The sequence below is a fragment of the Brevibacillus sp. 1238 genome, assembly GCF_029892995.1.
Taxonomy (GTDB): Bacteria; Bacillota; Bacilli; order Brevibacillales; family Brevibacillaceae; genus Brevibacillus; species Brevibacillus parabrevis.
Map to the genome: position 1 here is coordinate 478,286 of NZ_JARXWC010000001.1, position 16,159 is coordinate 494,444.

Genomic DNA, 16,159 nt, shown 5'->3' on the forward strand with positions numbered 1-16,159 from the left:
GAGACAGAAAAGCAAAAACGGGGGCGATTTTATGAAAAGACGCAAAGGATGGAGCATTCTGATGTCGGGCGTGCTCGGCGTTGGACTGGTGCTTGCAGGGTGTTCGGCACAACCGGAGCAGGGGGCTGCGGACAATCCAGCCAAAAGCGAAGCGGCTGATGGAACACAGACGCTGATTATTGCCAGACAATCGGATGCCAACAACTTGGACCCGCACTTTATTTCCGCGATCAACGCGGCGAGCGTCGTCCATCACAAAGTGTACGAAGGATTGATTCGCCGGGACGAAAATATGGAGTTCAAGCCGATGCTCGCAACCGAGTGGAAGCAGCTGGACGAAGTGACGTGGGAGTTCAAGCTGCGCCAGGGCGTTGTTTTCCACGACGGAACACCGTTTAACGCAGAAGCGGTCAAAGCGACGTTTGCTCGCGTCCTCGACCCGAAAGTCGGCTCTCCGCGCGCCACCCAGTTCCAAATGATCCAGGAAGTGAAAGCCGTAGACGACTACACTGTGCAAATCAAGCTGACTTACCCGTACTCGCCGCTGTTGTCCATTTTAGCCAACCATGAAGGGAGCATTATCAGCCCGAAAGCGATCGAGCAATACGGAAAAGATTTGAGCAAGCATCCGGTAGGCACAGGGCCGTTCGTGTTCGAGGCGTGGACGCCGGGACAGGAAATTGTGCTCGCACGCAATGACAACTACTGGGGTGAAAAGGTAAAATACGCAAAGGCCGTCTTCAAGGTCGTTCCGGAAGATACGACGCGAATTGCCATGGTTGAGACAGGCGAAGCCCATATTGCGGAGCCGCTGCCTGTAACCGAGATCGAACGCGTCAGCCAGTCGCCGCAAATGGCTCTGTATCGCACAGAAGGACTGGGCACCGATTTTATAGGCTTCAATACGAAGAAAAAGCCTTTTGACGATGTCCGGGTTCGCCAGGCGATCAACTATGCGATCGAGACAGATGCCATCATCCAAGGCGTTTTTAACAATGTGGGAACAAAAGCCAATTCTGCGATGAGCCCGAAAGTTCTCGGCTATAGCGAGGCGCTGAAAGGCTACGAGTTCGACCCGAACAAGGCCAAGGCACTGCTCAAGGAAGCGGGCTATGCCAACGGCTTCAAGACAACGCTGTGGACCGGGGATCGCAAAGAGCGGATCAATGCCGCAGAAGTCATTCAGTCGCAGTTGAAAGGCATCGGCGTGGAAGTAGAGGTCAAAGTGCTGGAGTACGGAGCGTATCTCGATGCCGAAGACAATGGCGAGACAGACATGTTTATCAGCGGTTGGGGCAACGCGACAGGCGACGGCGACTACAACCAGTACAACCTGTTCCATTCCAGCTCGCTCGGCAAGGGCGGCAACACGACTTTTTACGTGAACAAGGAAGTGGACAAGCTGATCGAAGAAGCGCGCCGCGAGCCGGACAGCGCCAAGCGCAAGCAACTTTACGCCCAGGCGCTGGAAATCGAGTCCAAGGAAGCGCCGATGGTTCCGATCCGCAATCTGGAACACGTTGCAGCAGTCAGCAAAAAAATCAAGGGCTTCTGGATCAGCCCATCCGGTTATATGATGATTAACGATATTACGATGGAGTAAGAAGGGGGAGCGAACATGGAGAGCGGGAAAGACAGCCTCTGGATCAAAAACGCACGTCTGGAAAGCGGGTTTCAAGAGGAGAACGGGAGGATAACAGGGACGGCGACAAAGCGTGTCCATCTGCTTTTGGCGGACGGTCGCGTGGAAAAAATCGTCCCTGCCAGCACTCCGCTCCCACAAGCTGCCTCTTACTGGGACGCAGACGGGCTGCTCATGCTGCCGTCTTTTCGGGAGATGCATATCCATCTGGATAAAACGTTTTACGGAGGTCCCTGGCAGGCAGTCATTCCTGCTCCCAACCGCTTTTTCCGGATTCAACAAGAGCAGGAACTGCTGCCGCGCCAGCTTCCGGTAGCCAAACAGCGTGCAGAAGGCTTGCTGCACCTGCTGCAATCGCACGGTGCGACACACGTCCGAACGCATTGCAATATCGATCCGGTCATCGGCTTGCAAAACTTGGAGGCCACACTCGCTGCTCTGGAAACTTACCGGGAAAAACTTTCCTGGGAAATTGTCGCTTTCCCTCAGCATGGATTGCTGCGCAGTGATTCCGTAGCGCTCGTCCGCGAGGCGATGAAGCATGGGGCGGGACTCGTCGGGGGTGTCGATCCAGCTTCTTTTGACGAAGATATCGAAAAATCGCTGCACACAATGATGGATATTGCGGTAGAAGCCAATGCGGACATCGACCTGCATTTGCACGAGCCGGGGCATTTGGGCATTTTCATCATGAAGCGACTCGCTGCGATGGTGCGCGATGCTGGCTGGCAAGGCCGGACGACTGTCAGCCACGCCTATGCGCTGGGAGAGGTGCCGACGGCTTTGGCAGAAGAGATCGCGGAATTGTGCACGGAACTGAACATCGCGATCATGTCCGCGGTGCCGATCGACATGCCGACGATCCCGATTCCGCTGCTCCGGGCAAAAGGGGTGCAGATCGGACTTGGCAACGATAACATTACCGATCATTGGGACCCGTTCGGCACAGGAGATATGCTGCAAAAAGCGAATCGCGTAGCGGAGCGCTTCCGGCTCATTGACGAGAAATCGCTTGCCCGCACGCTCGGCCTGGTCACTGGCGGTATCACCCCGCTTGACGAGGCAGGGAATCGCGCCTGGCCAAAGCCTGGTGACGCTGCCGATGCTGTGTTTGTCCGGGCCAGTTGCTCGGCTGAAGCTGTCGCACGTCAAGCTGCGAAGGAAGCAGTCGTGTACGCGGGAAAAATCGTCTGGCAAAAGCAGTAGCCGTCTGCTTTTATTGGAGAAAACCGCTTGTCCGTTCACAGGGGATGAGCGGTTTTTTCACGCAGTCCCTTTCCGGAAGCTGAATTAGATAAAATTAAATAAAAGTAAAAATATTATAAATAGAAGTAAAGATGCTGAAAGGCTGCGCAGAAAGTCTACCGTATAATGCAAATAAGAAATAGATTCAGAATTTTCGACAGCATTGTACAGGGGGACACGCAGATGAAGAAAACACGCTTGTTTGGATCGCTGCTCGCGCTGTCGCTGACCGTCGGTGTAGCACTGACGGGATGTGGCGCAGGTACAGAGCAGCAAAACGCAAATGGAGCACCGGCTTCCGAGGCGGCAAAAGAAGGCGGAACCTTGATCGTAGCGCGCAAGGCAGACGCAAACAATCTCGATCCGCATTTCATTTCCAACATTCCATCCGCCAACTATATTTACGGCAAAGTATATGAGAGTCTGGTGGCGCGGGACAAAAACGCAGGCTACAAGCCAGCACTGGCTACCGAGTGGAAACAGGTTGACGATCTGACTTGGGAATTTAAGCTGCGCGAAGGCGTTACTTTCCACGATGGCACACCGTTCAATGCCGAGGCCGTGAAAAAGACGTTCGAACGTGCCCTCGATCCGAAAGTAGGTTCCCCGCGCGCTTCCAACTTCGCGATGATCAAGGAAATCAAGGCAGTCGACGACAAAACGGTTCAGTTTATTTTGGACTACCCGTTTGCGCCGCTGCTGTCGATTCTCGCAAGCACGGAAGGCAGCATTATCAGCGCAAAAGCGATTGCCGAAGGCGCTGACACATTGGCGAGAAAGCCGGTAGGAACCGGGCCTTTCAAATTTGAAGACTGGATTCCAGGTCAGGAAATGACACTGGCGAAAAACGAAAACTACTGGGGCGAGAAGCCGAAAGTAGACAAAGTCCAATATAAAGTCGTGCCGGAAGATACGACCCGCATCGCGATGGTCGAGGCAGGCGAAGCGCACATCGGCGACCAGCTTCCTGTAACAGAGGTGGAGCGCGCACAAGCAACGCCAAGCATGAACATGGTTCGCGCAGAAGGTCTCGGTGTAGAATACATCGGCTTCAACGTGACGAAAAAGCCGTTTGACGACATACGTGTGCGCCAGGCTGTCGCGCATGCGATTGAAAAAGAAGCGATTGTCAAAGGCGTGTACAACAACGTAGGGACAGAAGCAGTCTCTTCGATGTCTCCTAAAGTGATCGGCTACAACCCGAACCTTGAGGACTACAAGTACGATGTGAACGAAGCGAAGTCGCTGCTTGCTGCGGCAGGGTACGCGAACGGCTTCAAAACATCGATTGTGACCGATGACCGCAAAGAGCGCATGAACGTAGCGGAAGTAATCCAGTCCCAGCTGAAGGGCATTGGCATCGACGTGGAAATCAAAGTAATGGAGTACGGGGCATATTTGGAGTACACAGACAAAGGCGAGCATGCGATGTTTATCGGCGGCTGGGGCAATGCCACAGGCGACGGCGACTACAACCAGTACAACGTCTTCCACAGCTCCTCTAAAGGCAGCGCCGGAAACATTGCCTTTTACAACAACCCGGAAGTCGACAAGCTGATTGAAGAAGGCCGCCGCGAAAAGGACGAAGCGAAGCGGAACGCGATCTATGCCAAGCTGCAAGAGATCGAGCTGAAAGAAGTTCCGGTCATTCCGATCCGCACCATCGACCACGTATCGGTAACAGCCAAAGATGTAAAAGGCTTCTGGTTAAGCCCGGTAGGCTACCTGATGCTGGACGAAGTCACAATTCAATAAGCTTTCACCAGGACAACACGATGAGACAAAGGGATGGCGCCAGGCGCTGTCCCTTTGTCTATAGGAAGGGAGCGCGGCTGTCAACATGACCGGGAGTGCTGCTCGCCAGCGGCCTGGCAAGGCTTTGGATCGAGCATGGACAGCGCAAAAGCAAAGCCGAAACGGGGCGGAGTGGCGGTAGTGCATATTTCGGGCGAACAGAGTAGCCAACACTTCGCCTAACTGGTAAGGTGGAAAAGAATGAGAAACCGATACGCAGATGAGGTGGAGTTGGATGACGGAAGAACGCTTTGACATTTTTGACGAATCAGGACAGCAGATCGGTGTGGAAGTGCGCAGCGAGGTGCACCGAAAAGGGGATTGGCACCAAACTTTCCATTGCTGGCTTTACCGGGTGCACAATGGACAACTGGAGCTTTTGTTCCAGAAAAGGCATCCGGAAAAAGATACGGGCCCGAATTTGCTTGATATAACATCGGCAGGTCATTTGCTCGCAGGGGAGCGGCCCTGTGACGGAGTGCGGGAATTGGAGGAAGAGCTTGGACTTGTCGTGCCGTATGAAAAGCTCCGCCAGATTGGCGTCATTCGCGATGTGATTACGGCGCCAGGCATCATCGACAAGGAGCTGTGCCACGTATTTGCGATGGAGTGCGATCAGCCGCTGCACGAATATCGGTTGCAAAAGGAAGAAGTGACAGGACTTCTCTGGGTGAATGTGCAGGAGTTGGAGGCGTTGTTTGCAGACCAGCTTTCGCAAGTGGCAGCGAAAGGGTTTTTGACCGATGCGGCAGGAGAGCGCTACGACGCTAGTCTGATGGTCAAGCAGAGTGATTTTGTTCCCCATGAAGTGCATTATTATCAGGAAGTGTTTCAGGCGATCAAAAGCTGGCTGTAACAAGATCAGGAGCGAAGGCGGCTCCCCGAGTCCCCAGTCTTGTCAATCCTTTCGCGCGTTGCAACAACGGCGCGGACAGGTGGCAGACGCGTTTTTGTTTCATAGGTAAGCAAAGTTTTGTGATATACTATGACAACGCTTTTTGGCGAATCGCGATCGTGCGTAGATAGAGAGAGGAGATCGAGATGAGAGTAAAAATTATGGTGGCACTGATGCTTTCCACCTTCCTGGCCGCCATGGAAGGGACGATTGTCAGTACAGCGGTGCCGCGGATTACAAGTGATTTATCGGGATTTGAGCTGGTCAGCTGGGTTTACGCCATCTACATGCTGGCGACTGCCGTGTCTGCCCCGATTTATGGCAAACTCGCTGACTTGTTTGGACGCAAAAATGTGTTGCTGATCGGGATCGGTATTTTCTTGCTTGGTTCCACGCTTTGCGGTGTGGCCATGACGATGGGCCAGCTTATCGTGTTCCGGGCGATTCAAGGCTTGGGCGCGGGTGCGGTCATGCCGATTACGATGACGATTATCGGCGACTTGTATACCGAGCAGACCGCGAGAGCGAAAGCCCAGGGCTGGATCAGCGCTGTATGGGGCCTGTCAGGTGTGGCAGGGCCGCTCGTTGGCGGGTTTTTGGTCGACACGCTTTCCTGGCGTTATATCTTTTTTCTCAATTTGCCGTTCGGGCTTTTGTCCTTTTTCATGCTGGTCTGGTTTTACCGCGAAAAGCTGCTGGCAAAAGCGAAGCGTCATATCGATTATCCGGGAGCGCTGATCTTCACCGTGGGCACGATTGCCTTGTTGTACGCGCTGTTGACGGGCAGCCAGGATCAGTCCTGGACCAATCCGGTGACGATTTCTTTGATTGTGTTTGCACTCGTGACCTACCTGGTTTTCGTTACGGTAGAAAAGCGCTCGCCTGAGCCGCTGATTCCGCTCACCCTTTTGACGAATCGCAACGTGACGCTGATCAACATGCTGACGTTTTTGACCAACGGAATTGTGATCAGCATGGTCGTGTACTTGCCGATCTGGAGCCAGGGCGTACTGGGGGAAAGCGCGACGATGGCAGGCTTTGTCCTGACGCCGATGCCCGTCTGTTGGACGATCGGCTCGATTTTGTCCGGCAATCTCTTGGGCAAGCTGCGGGCAGAGCAGTTGATTATCGGAGGGACGGCCATATTGACCGTTGCCACGACGCTTTTAACGATTCTGTCTTCCCATTCGGCAAGTTACTTGATTTATGTCGCCGTAGGCTTGGTGGGGCTTGGCATGGGGCTGATCAGCCCGATCGTCATGGTCAAAATTCAGGCGTCGGTCGCTGTCGACAAACGGGGAACGGCTGTCGCATTGAACACGTTCACAGGAACCTTCAGCCAAACCTTCGGGGCGGCAGTCTTCGGGATGCTGTTCAACATGGTCACGGTAGCGGGAGGCCACGCGAATCTCGGCGCATCCTTCGAGACAGGCTCCATCCCTGCGGAACAGCTGGCGTCGATCCGCGATTTGCTTTCTTCCGGGGTTCACGTCGTCTTTACCGGAACACTGGTTATCGCGATTGGCTGCTTCCTCTTGTCGCTTGTGATTGCCAAAAATCAGCGGCAACAGGCGAACAGCCAGTAATTTATCAAGCGTCGGCCATCCGGTCGGCGCTTTTTGGATGGCCAAGCCAAATATGGCTGAAAATGAAACTTTTCCAAAATATACAAAAACTTGTTGCTATTTACCGCATAGATTCTATAAAATTTTTTTAGACGAAATGGTTTGTCCCAAATGCGTACAGACAGGAGTGATTGTGACGATGGACGAGATTCGCCCTGTTTCTTTGAACGATATCGACGAGGTAGCGAGAATTGCCGCCATGGCTTATCCGGGAAGCAATCTTCTCGGGACGGAGGGCAGACAGCAGTTCGCTGAACGGGTCAAAAGCACGCTGGAAAATGACCCGAACGTAAGCTATCACGGATGCTATCGGGACGGACAGCTCGTAGGAATCATGAAGTGGTACGATTTTTCCATGTATGTATACGGTCAATCTGTACTGACAGGAGGAATCGGCACGGTCGCTGTCGATCTGTTGCATAAAAAAGAAAAGGTAGCGAAAACGATGCTGCACGGGTTTCTCGCGGCTTACCGGGAGAGAGGGATTCCACTTGTGTCGCTCTATCCGTTTCGCGTTGATTTTTACAAGCAGATGGGCTTTGGGACAGGAAGCAAAATTCATCAGTACAAATTCAAGCCTGCAAGCCTTCCCTATACGGGCAAGGATCAAATCGTGTACGTGACAAAAGAGGACAAGGAGCAAGTGCTGGCGTGTTACCAGCGGGTCGCCCGGCAGACGCACGGGATGATCAAACGGACGGAGCGGGATGTGGACAGCCTGCTGAATGTGCCGGAAAAAATCGTCGTCGGTGTCCGACAGGAGGACAAACTGACGGGATATCTTGCCTTCCAATTTGAAAGCGCTCACGAGGAAAATAAAATTTTCAACAACATCGTCGCGAAAGAGCTGGTCTATGAATCGCGCGAGGCGTTGGCGCAGCTACTCTCCTTCCTGCACAGCCAGGCGGATCAAATACAGCGGGTTGTCCTCAATACAGCCGACGAAGACTTCCATTTGCTTTTGTCTGATCCGGGAAATGGAACAAACCGACTTTTGCCTAGCGTCTACCATGAGAGTCATGTTTCAGGGGTTGGGCTGATGTATCGGGTGATTGATGTACCGGGCTTTTTCCGGCAAATGTCCGCTCATCGCTTTGGCGCAGAAACGGTTCGCTTGCAGTTGACGGTGCGCGACTCCTTCCTGCCGGAAAACAGCGGGACATGGCTTGTCCAGTTCACAGACGGACATGCTCGCGTGGTAGAGGAAGGACAGGCAGACGCTGCTGTTCAACTGGATATATCCGATTTTTCCTCGCTCGCCATGGGGGCGGTTCGTTTCAGCAAGCTGCACGAGTACGGTCTGGCAGAACTGGATGACCTGCGCGCGTTGCCGCAGTTGGATCGGCTTTTTTACACGGCGAAAAAACCGCAGAGCATGACGCCGTTCTGATTTTTAAAATTGTCATGATTTTGCCATAATTGGTCATCTTATTTTGCCTCTCCCCATATGTTGTTAACAAACGGGGAGGGGGCAGGTCTTATGATTTTTTTTACCGTCGTCATCTTTTTTGCGTTTTTGCTGGTTGTCTGGTTTGTGGTGAAGCTCCTGTTCCGTCTGGAGAAGCGCGATTCCATCAAGTACGACCAAAGGGAGCTTTGGGAATCATTTGACACAAAGTTGCAGGACATTCGGTACAAGAAAGAGAAAAATAAATAGAGCGCCAGTCACACGGCGCTGTTTTCTTTTGTGACATGCGGTGGGAAGTCATTACCTAAGAAATGAATGCGGGCAGCGAAAACCTTGTGCCGACAGGGACGAGGGCTTCGCCGCGTTTGGGAATAAATCGGGCAAGGGAAAGGAAGGTGAGAGCAATGGCGAGTGGATCAGAGGGTCACAAACGTGAATATTTCCGGTTGAAGCTGGAGCATCCCCTCTGTGCATTCATGACCATTGTTCTTGTCAAAGGAAAGACGATGGAGATCGGCAGCGCGAAGGTGCTGATTGAGGATATCGGCGCAGGCGGACTGCGATTTCTCTCGCACTTGAAAATGCCGGCCAGCGACCAGCTCGTCTTGCAGTTTGAGACGGAGTTGTGCGGTTCGACATTGAAAATGTACGGACATGTCGTGCGTACAAGCCCGTGGGAGCAAGATTTTTATGAATACGCGGTACGGTTCACGATGGAAGAAGCGCAGCATTTGGAGATCAACCAGTTGGTGAACCGTCTGGCCATTCGCTATCGGCAAAACCGGGTAGGGACGGAAGGGAGCTTTTGGAAGGGCGATCGGCAAGCCTTTCTGCAAGAATTGGCCCAGGCGTCGCAAACTTTGGAGACGACGAGAGCATAGGGCAAAACAGCAAACGAATCAAGACGAGCAGGCTTCTTGTTGGTGGGGTGACCAACAAGGGGCTTTTTTTGACAATGCACAAACGAAGTGTTATATTGTCTGCAATAAACTAAACATTTTGGGGATGTGCTTGTCAATGGGCATCAATGAATCGTTTTGGACTGCTTCATTGGAGGAAGCCAAGCAAGGATATGTAGAGCGGGAGCACGATTATTTGTGCTTGCTATGTGGAGCAGAAGTGGAAAAAGGAATTATCTATCCGGTAGACGGCGCCCTGTTCGAGGCGTCCCGTTACATGCGTCATCATATCGAGCAGGAGCATGAATCGGTTTTTGCTCATCTGAGCGGGTTGGACAAGCGGTTGACCGGACTGTCCGATCATCAGGCCAGCTTGATGCGGTTGTTTTATGCGGGCAAAAGCGATGCCGAGGTGCAAGCCGAGATGGGCATCGGCAGCGCTTCGACGATCCGCAATCACCGTTTTGCCCTCAAAGAGAAAGAGCGGCAAGCAAAAGTATTTTTGGCAATGATGGAGCTGCTGCGGGAAACGGACAAAGCAAGCACAGGCTCTTCAACGGGCAAGGGAAAGCCAAACAAGCAGGCTGAAAAGCAGAGAGAGGCCGGGCCGTCTGAATATGCCGCGGTTGTGCAAAAGTATTTTCCGAACGGGCCAGGCCATTCGCTGGCGCGGATACCACGCAAGCATAGCCACAGGCAGATTGTTTTTCAGGAGATTGCCAATCGCTTTGCGCCGGACAAGGTGTACACGGAGCGGGAAGTCAATGAGCTGCTGGAAGCGATTTATGAGGACCACGTCACCTTGCGCCGTTACTTGATCGACTTCGCTTTGTTGAGCCGGGAAGCCGACGGCAGCGCGTATTGGCGCACGAGCCAGGCGGGCGGCGACGGAGCGGAGCAAGAGGCGATGACGGATCGCAAGCAAGAGCTGAAACAGCTATACAAAGAAGTGAAGAGCGAGGCTGGCGTCTACCAGATCCGCAACAAAGAGAACGGCAAGGTACTCGTGGCGAGCACCATGAACATCAAAACGATGAACGGCAAAAAGTTCATGTTGCAGCACGGCTCCCATCCCAACCGGGAACTGCAAAACGATTGGAACGAGCTGGGCGCTGATGCATTCGAGTTCGAGGTGCTGGAAGTGCTGGAAAACAAAGACGAGCCTGCGTTTGATGCGAAGGCTGCTTTGGAGAAATTGGAAGCAAAGTGGGTAGAGAAGCTGGCTCCATACGGCGACCGCGGATACCATACCCGAAAACAGGCAGAGTAGAGAAAGCAACAGGCTACCTTGAACTGGAGGGTAGCCTGTTTTTTAGTCGAGCAGGCGAAAGCGCTCCAGGTGGTCGTGCAATCCGATCTGCTGCAAAATCTCGATTTGCCTCGGGCCAATCAGGTCAAAGTGGGGAAAAGCGGCGCGGTTGTGAATATAGGCGGGATTCAAGCCGTGCTGGCGGCACCATTCCACCAGCTTGTTTGGATCGGCGCAGTCTACTTTTGTCACGGTTTTCATCTCAGGAAAACGCGGGTCCAGCCAGTAATGCGTCAGAAAAGCAATCTCTCCGCGCCGGACCGCCTGTTTCCACTCGTTTAACTCTGCTCGTGAAATGCCGAATGCCACGAATGCTCTCCTCTTTCTGTTGAAAAGATGTGTGGCACAAGCGCATGCTTTGCCTATCGCCCCATTATAGCAAAAAGACAGCGCCCATCTGAACGAGAGATGGACACTGTCTTTTTGGTAAAGCTTAACGTACCCCCTGAGGAAGTGTCGGAGGAATGTAGTTCAGCTCTTCGTCGGCTGTGATGTAGTCGGTATTGACCATGAGCAGCAAGTAGCGTTTGCCCGTTTGCGGGTCGCTGAGAATGATGTGGTCGCGCCCGGCTGTCTCCAGCACGCCGCGGAAAATTTTCGCGTTCCACTGGCTGTTGTTCTCGAACGTCTGATAAACGGTAATGACTTTGCCGCGATTCATGCGCAAAATGTTTTCGATGTACGATTCTTCCATGACTTGCCCCGGCGTATAAGGCGTGCCAGGGATCAGCGCGCCGCTTGGCTGCATAGGAACCAATTGCGGCTGCTGTTGTTGCTGCATGCCAAAAGGAAACTGTGCGGAAGGATACATTTCATACCCGTAAGGATACGGTTGGTATGGGATTTGCTGACTCATGATGAACTCGCTCCTTTTATCTATCTGTTAAAAAACGCGCGGACAATCGGCTCTGGTTGGAATGAAGAAGCAGTGCGCCTTGTAACGCCCGGAGTTTGCCTGATCCCACCAGGTGGCAGGGCAATTGCCGACAGGACGGTAAAACCAAAGCGCATTGGTGGCTGGACGTGTCCGCTCGCCATTGATCGTTCGCTGGGCCAAACGTCTTTCGCGCTCACGTGCCCGCTGGTAGAAGTACGGCTTTTGCACAGACTCATATCCGCCCGGAGATTGATAGACCATATCTCGCATCGTCCGTATGTTCTTGAAGTCAAGGCAGTTGGCGAGAATCCGGTTGACGCCCACATTCCCCACCATCAGCATCCCCAGCTCGCCTTCGCCTTCCGCTTCCGCGCGCATTAAACGAGCCAACATATCGACGTCATTGCTGTTCGCTTTGATAACGGCCATTGCTTCACCTCCTCATAAAACTCACAATGACAATATATGGGCGTATGCCAGATCGGTGATTGCACCAGCGAAATTTTTCGGTAGATCGGGGCGACAGTTGACGTTAACGTAAACGGAAGGTAAAATATGGTTAATCAGTTATTTCTGAATATTAGAAAAGAAAGGTAAAGGAGCAGGAGACGATGAACAGAGAAGGCGACGAAAAGCAAGCACCATGGTCCATCTCTGATCTTGCTCACGAACTGGATGTCAGCACGAGAACGATTCGTTACTACGAGGAAGTCGGCCTGATTTTTCCGGCTCGAACTGAGCGGGGGATCAGGTATTACAGCCGCCAGGATCGGGCCAGGCTGCGATTGATTATGCGGGGAAAGCGCTTCGGCTTCTCGCTGGAGCAAATCCGGGAAATGATCGAGTTGTTTGGCGAGGATCGCAGCGGTCGCGCCCAGTTGCTGCGTGCCATTGATTACGGCAACCAGAAGCTGGCGGAGATTGACGACAAGATCAGGGAGCTGTCGCTGCTGCGGGAAGATATTCTCGCTTACAAGCTGGGGTTTGAACAAAAATTGCTGGAAGAACATGGGGAGGGGAACCGATGAACGTATCAGCTTTGCTTGCTGCAAACGGACGCAAATATCCCGACAAGCCTGCACTTGTTGCAGGTGATGCAGAACTTACCTTTGCCGAGTGGAATGATCGGGCGAGCAGGTGGGCCTATCGTTTGAGAGAGCATGGCGTCGAGCCAGGAGATCGCGTGGTTTTGATGCTGCCGAATTGTCCGGAGTTTGCGGTTTTTTACATAGCCGTTATTCGCTGCCAAGCGCTTGTCGTACCGATCAATGCGCGGTCGACCCAGGAGGAAGTGCGCTACATATGCGAGCATGCAGGGGCGAAAGCACTGATCGTTCACGAAGCTCTCGTGCACGCGGTCAACGAATGGATCGAACAAGGAACGAATCTGCTTGCCATCAAGACGGGCGGCAGTCAGGGCGTTTGGCTGGGAACAGCAGCTTGGGAGACAGGCGAAGACGTTCTCGGCAAGCTGGATGAATTTGCGATCGACCCGGATGCTCCGAACTTGACAGAAGAAAGCGAAGTCAGCATTTTGTACACGTCAGGTACAACGGGCCGGCCAAAAGGTGTTTTGTACACGCACAGAAGCTTGCTGACCGTCGCGACCATGATGGCCATCGAACTGTCGATCCAGCATCGCTCTCGCATCCTCCAGCTCATGCCGCTCAGCCATTCAGCGCCGCTGCACTTGTTTTTTATCTCAGGCTTGATGGTCGGAGCGACGCAAGTGATGGCGCTCACGTTTTCGCCGGAGCTACTCTTGTCGCTCGTGCAAAAGCAGCGGATTACTCACTTTTTCGGGGCGCCCGTTGCTTACTTGCTGACGATGAAGCATCCCGAGTTCGCCCGGTACGATTTGTCATCCGTGGAGTTTTGGATGTACGGAGGCGCTCCTTTGTCCAAGGAAATGGCTGCGCAGATGGAGCAAGCGTACGGCAGGGACAAACTGGCTTGCGTCTACGGGCTGACGGAAGCAGGGCCGACGGGCACTCGCCTGCTGCACCGCGAGCACCCGGACAAGGTGGGCAGCGTCGGAAACCGCGGCGTCCTGTTCGCCGAAGTCGAGGTTGTCGACGAAGCGGGCAGACCTGTCCCGGCAGGTACGCCTGGCGAGGTGCGAGTTCGCGGAGCAGGCTCGATGAAAGCCTATTACAACAACCCGGAAGCGACGAGCGAGGCGCTGCGCGACGGCTGGCTTTACACGGGAGATATCGGAAAATTCGACGAGGACGGCTTCCTGTGGATCGTCGACAGGAAAAAGGATGTCATGATTACGGGCGGAGTCAATGTCTACCCGAAGGAACTTGAACAGCTGCTGGAGCGTCACCCGGCGATTGCCGAAGTGGCTGTCGTGGGGCTGCCCCATCCCGAGTGGGGCGAGACGGTTACCGCCTATGTAGTGCTTGTTGCAGGGGCTGATCCGGCGCACGATTGGCTGACAGAAGTGCGCGGCTTTTTGAGCGGACACCTTGCCGATTACAAGCTGCCGCGACAGGTGAAAGTCCTTGCCCAGCTGCCGCGCAATACGAGCGGAAAAGTGCTCAAGCATGCTTTGCGCGATGCGGCTGCGCAAAAGGAAGTGGAGCTGACATGAGCGACCTGCAAGCGAAAATCGACCAGCGCCGCTACAGCGACAACATCCCTCACCCGCGCGCGGGCAGCCAGCAAAACTTTTTTGCGGCAGACCCCAACCTTGCTTTTTTGCTGGAGCGGTATTTGCCGGCGCCGATGCACGATTGGGCGAAGCAGCAGCTCGGTTGGCTGGGGGCACATGCGGCGGGGCCGCTGGATGAGCGGGCAGCCTATACCGATCGGGACGGCAAGCCGCACTTGCGCAAATACAATCGCCTTGGCGAAGACGTTTCCGAGATCATCACCAACGAAGGCTACAAGCAGACGGTGGCTGACGTGTACGGGGCGGGGATCGTCCATTATTTGTACCACGACATTCCCGAGCTTGGGTTCAAGGCACCGTACAGCTACTCCTTTTTGCTGGGCTACCTCGTCAGCCAGACCGAGCCAGGCTTTTATTGCCCGGTGACCTTGACGATGTCGGCGGCGTATTTGATCGATAAATACGGGGATGAGCAGCAAAAAGAGCAGTACCTGAGCGGGCTGACCTCGCGGGATCGCCGTTCGCTGTACGAGGGAGCCACTTGGCTGACGGAGCGTCAGGGCGGCTCGGATGTCGGGGCGAATCTCACGGTTGCCAAGCCGACAGCCGGGAAGCCGGGCGTCTATCAGTTGACGGGCGAGAAATTTTTTGCCAGCAATGCGGGCGCGATGGTCGCCACGGTGCTTGCGAGAATCGACGACAGCAAGCCGGGAACAAAAGGCTTGGGGCTGTTTCTCGTCCCGTGGGTTCGGCCGGATGGCACACGCAACCAGATTGAGGTTCGGCGTTTGAAAGATAAGCTCGGAGTGAACGCAGTGCCGTCTGCGGAGGTGCTGCTTCACGGCGCGGAAGGCTATTTGATCGGACAGCCGGAAAATGGCTTCAAATACATGGCGGAAGCGCTGAATTTGTCGCGAATTTGCAATGCGATCGCATCGGTCGGAATCATGCGCCGAGCCTTGTATGAAGCCAAATACTACGCGAGCGAGCGGCATGCTTTTCAAAAGCCGATCGACCAGTACCCGATGGTCAGAGAAATGCTGGTCAACCTGCTCTTGGATACGGAAGTAAGCACAGGCGCCGTGTTCGACATGATTGCTATCTACGACCGCGTACAGGATGGTTCGGGGGGCAGGGACGATTTGGCGCTTTGCCGGCTGTTGATTCCCCTGTTGAAATACCGGACGGGAGAGGAAGCGGTGGAAGCCGCCCACACAGCTATCGAGATTCACGGCGGCAACGGTTTTATCGAAGAGTATGTCACACCGCGCTTGCTGAGGGATGCGCAGGTGCTGACGGTGTGGGAGGGAACTTCGAACATTCTTGCGCTGGACATTTTGCGCGTCATGCAAAAAGAAAACAGCCATGCGGTCTTGATCCGGCTGTTGCGTTCGCGTGCGGCAGGCTGGCATCATGCCTTTTCCCGGCCGTTCGCCCAGCTTTTGCAATCCGAGCTTGCTGTACTGGAGGAGAATATTGCTTATTTGCTCCAGCAGTCGCCTGATTATCTCAGCTATAAATTGAAGGCGCTCGCCGACCACATGATTGACTTGTACACGCTTTCCTGCATCGTCAGCGAAGCAGAGGATCAGCTGCTGCGAGACAACAATGCCCGCAAATACGTGCTGGCAAAGCTGTACGCAAACAAGCATTTGCTGCCGAAGACAAAGCGGGGCATCCAGGGTGACGAGCTGCTGGATGTGCAGTTTTTCCGCGAGCTTCTGGACTATGAGCCGATCCCGCTGGAGGCGCTACAGCAGCAGTCTGCCTTTGTGTTCGCCACGTAACCAATCGCATCAAAAGGAAAAAACGCCCATGCAGCCAATTCGAGGTTGCTTGGGCGTTTTT

The 16,159-nt window shown here is 53.9% G+C and carries 15 protein-coding genes; 12 read left to right on the forward strand and 3 right to left on the reverse strand.

Features of this window, described 5'->3' with window-relative positions; genetic code table 11:
• Positions 1-31: 31 nt before the first annotated feature.
• From M2298_RS02170 to M2298_RS02210, 9 genes are all read left to right on the forward strand, one after another.
• Positions 32-1,603 (forward strand): glutathione ABC transporter substrate-binding protein, encoded by a 1,572-nt coding sequence (locus M2298_RS02170; protein WP_280648175.1) that lies wholly within the window; start codon positions 32-34, stop codon positions 1,601-1,603.
• 15 nt (positions 1,604-1,618) lie between these two features.
• Positions 1,619-2,848: an amidohydrolase gene (locus tag M2298_RS02175; protein WP_280648176.1), complete on the forward strand. Its 1,230-nt coding sequence runs from the start codon at positions 1,619-1,621 to the stop codon at positions 2,846-2,848.
• A gap of 222 nt (positions 2,849-3,070) precedes the next feature.
• Positions 3,071-4,642, forward strand: a complete 1,572-nt coding sequence (locus M2298_RS02180) for a glutathione ABC transporter substrate-binding protein (protein WP_217021940.1) — start codon at positions 3,071-3,073, stop codon at positions 4,640-4,642.
• Between the two features lie 274 nt (positions 4,643-4,916).
• Positions 4,917-5,537, forward strand: coding sequence for an NUDIX hydrolase (locus M2298_RS02185; protein WP_280648177.1), 621 nt, complete (start codon positions 4,917-4,919; stop codon positions 5,535-5,537).
• Between the two features lie 185 nt (positions 5,538-5,722).
• The gene (locus M2298_RS02190; protein WP_173598358.1) at positions 5,723-7,162 is read left to right on the forward strand and encodes an MDR family MFS transporter; all 1,440 of its coding nucleotides are present in this window, start codon (positions 5,723-5,725) and stop codon (positions 7,160-7,162) included.
• 178 nt (positions 7,163-7,340) lie between these two features.
• A complete protein-coding gene (locus M2298_RS02195; protein WP_280648178.1) occupies positions 7,341-8,591 on the forward strand; it encodes a GNAT family N-acetyltransferase in 1,251 nt (416 codons plus the stop codon).
• Between the two features lie 90 nt (positions 8,592-8,681).
• Complete coding sequence (locus tag M2298_RS02200; protein ID WP_167470237.1) at positions 8,682-8,858, forward strand: hypothetical protein; 177 nt, start codon at positions 8,682-8,684, stop codon at positions 8,856-8,858.
• 155 nt (positions 8,859-9,013) lie between these two features.
• Positions 9,014-9,490 carry a PilZ domain-containing protein gene (locus M2298_RS02205; protein WP_122963116.1) on the forward strand — a complete coding sequence of 159 codons (477 nt, stop codon included), beginning with the start codon at positions 9,014-9,016 and terminating at the stop codon, positions 9,488-9,490.
• Positions 9,491-9,626: 136 nt separating this feature from the next.
• The gene (locus M2298_RS02210) at positions 9,627-10,778 is read left to right on the forward strand and encodes a DUF2087 domain-containing protein (protein ID WP_280648179.1); all 1,152 of its coding nucleotides are present in this window, start codon (positions 9,627-9,629) and stop codon (positions 10,776-10,778) included.
• A gap of 42 nt (positions 10,779-10,820) precedes the next feature.
• Here M2298_RS02210 and M2298_RS02215 read toward each other — a convergent pair whose 3' ends face one another.
• The 3 genes from M2298_RS02215 to M2298_RS02225 form a co-directional block, all read right to left on the reverse strand.
• On the reverse strand, positions 10,821-11,126 hold the full coding sequence (locus tag M2298_RS02215) for a hypothetical protein (protein ID WP_280648180.1): 306 nt from the start codon (positions 11,124-11,126) through the stop codon (positions 10,821-10,823).
• A gap of 124 nt (positions 11,127-11,250) precedes the next feature.
• Positions 11,251-11,673, reverse strand: coding sequence for a spore coat protein GerQ (gene gerQ / locus M2298_RS02220; RefSeq protein WP_122963119.1), 423 nt, complete (start codon positions 11,671-11,673; stop codon positions 11,251-11,253).
• A gap of 27 nt (positions 11,674-11,700) precedes the next feature.
• Positions 11,701-12,123 carry a cell wall hydrolase gene (locus M2298_RS02225; protein WP_122963120.1) on the reverse strand — a complete coding sequence of 141 codons (423 nt, stop codon included), beginning with the start codon at positions 12,121-12,123 and terminating at the stop codon, positions 11,701-11,703.
• Positions 12,124-12,305: 182 nt separating this feature from the next.
• Between M2298_RS02225 and M2298_RS02230 the strand changes: the two genes are divergently transcribed.
• The 3 genes from M2298_RS02230 to M2298_RS02240 are packed head-to-tail and all read left to right on the forward strand — an operon-like array spanning position 12,306 to position 16,098.
• Positions 12,306-12,722: a MerR family transcriptional regulator gene (locus tag M2298_RS02230; RefSeq protein WP_122963121.1), complete on the forward strand. Its 417-nt coding sequence runs from the start codon at positions 12,306-12,308 to the stop codon at positions 12,720-12,722.
• Positions 12,719-14,290, forward strand: coding sequence for a class I adenylate-forming enzyme family protein (locus M2298_RS02235; protein ID WP_280648181.1), 1,572 nt, complete (start codon positions 12,719-12,721; stop codon positions 14,288-14,290). Before M2298_RS02230 ends, M2298_RS02235 begins: the two co-directional genes overlap by 4 nt.
• Entirely contained in the window at positions 14,287-16,098 is a 1,812-nt protein-coding gene (locus M2298_RS02240; RefSeq protein WP_280648182.1) for an acyl-CoA dehydrogenase family protein, read from the forward strand. The genes M2298_RS02235 and M2298_RS02240 overlap by 4 nt, the downstream gene beginning before the upstream one ends.
• The last annotated feature ends 61 nt before the right edge of the window (positions 16,099-16,159 follow it).

Bases quoted from the DNA above. Each gene is read 5' to 3' on its own strand.
- M2298_RS02170 (WP_280648175.1), top strand. From the start codon at position 32: ATGAAAAGACGCAAAGGATGGAGCATTCTGATGTCGGGCGTGCTCGGC.
- M2298_RS02175 (WP_280648176.1), top strand. From the start codon at position 1,619: ATGGAGAGCGGGAAAGACAGCCTCTGGATCAAAAACGCACGTCTGGAA.
- M2298_RS02180 (WP_217021940.1), top strand. From the start codon at position 3,071: ATGAAGAAAACACGCTTGTTTGGATCGCTGCTCGCGCTGTCGCTGACC.
- M2298_RS02185 (WP_280648177.1), top strand. From the start codon at position 4,917: ATGACGGAAGAACGCTTTGACATTTTTGACGAATCAGGACAGCAGATC.
- M2298_RS02190 (WP_173598358.1), top strand. From the start codon at position 5,723: ATGAGAGTAAAAATTATGGTGGCACTGATGCTTTCCACCTTCCTGGCC.
- M2298_RS02195 (WP_280648178.1), top strand. From the start codon at position 7,341: ATGGACGAGATTCGCCCTGTTTCTTTGAACGATATCGACGAGGTAGCG.
- M2298_RS02200 (WP_167470237.1), top strand. From the start codon at position 8,682: ATGATTTTTTTTACCGTCGTCATCTTTTTTGCGTTTTTGCTGGTTGTC.
- M2298_RS02205 (WP_122963116.1), top strand. From the start codon at position 9,014: ATGGCGAGTGGATCAGAGGGTCACAAACGTGAATATTTCCGGTTGAAG.
- M2298_RS02210 (WP_280648179.1), top strand. From the start codon at position 9,627: ATGGGCATCAATGAATCGTTTTGGACTGCTTCATTGGAGGAAGCCAAG.
- gerQ (WP_122963119.1), bottom strand. From the start codon at position 11,673: ATGAGTCAGCAAATCCCATACCAACCGTATCCTTACGGGTATGAAATG.
- M2298_RS02225 (WP_122963120.1), bottom strand. From the start codon at position 12,123: ATGGCCGTTATCAAAGCGAACAGCAATGACGTCGATATGTTGGCTCGT.
- M2298_RS02230 (WP_122963121.1), top strand. From the start codon at position 12,306: ATGAACAGAGAAGGCGACGAAAAGCAAGCACCATGGTCCATCTCTGAT.
- M2298_RS02235 (WP_280648181.1), top strand. From the start codon at position 12,719: ATGAACGTATCAGCTTTGCTTGCTGCAAACGGACGCAAATATCCCGAC.
- M2298_RS02240 (WP_280648182.1), top strand. From the start codon at position 14,287: ATGAGCGACCTGCAAGCGAAAATCGACCAGCGCCGCTACAGCGACAAC.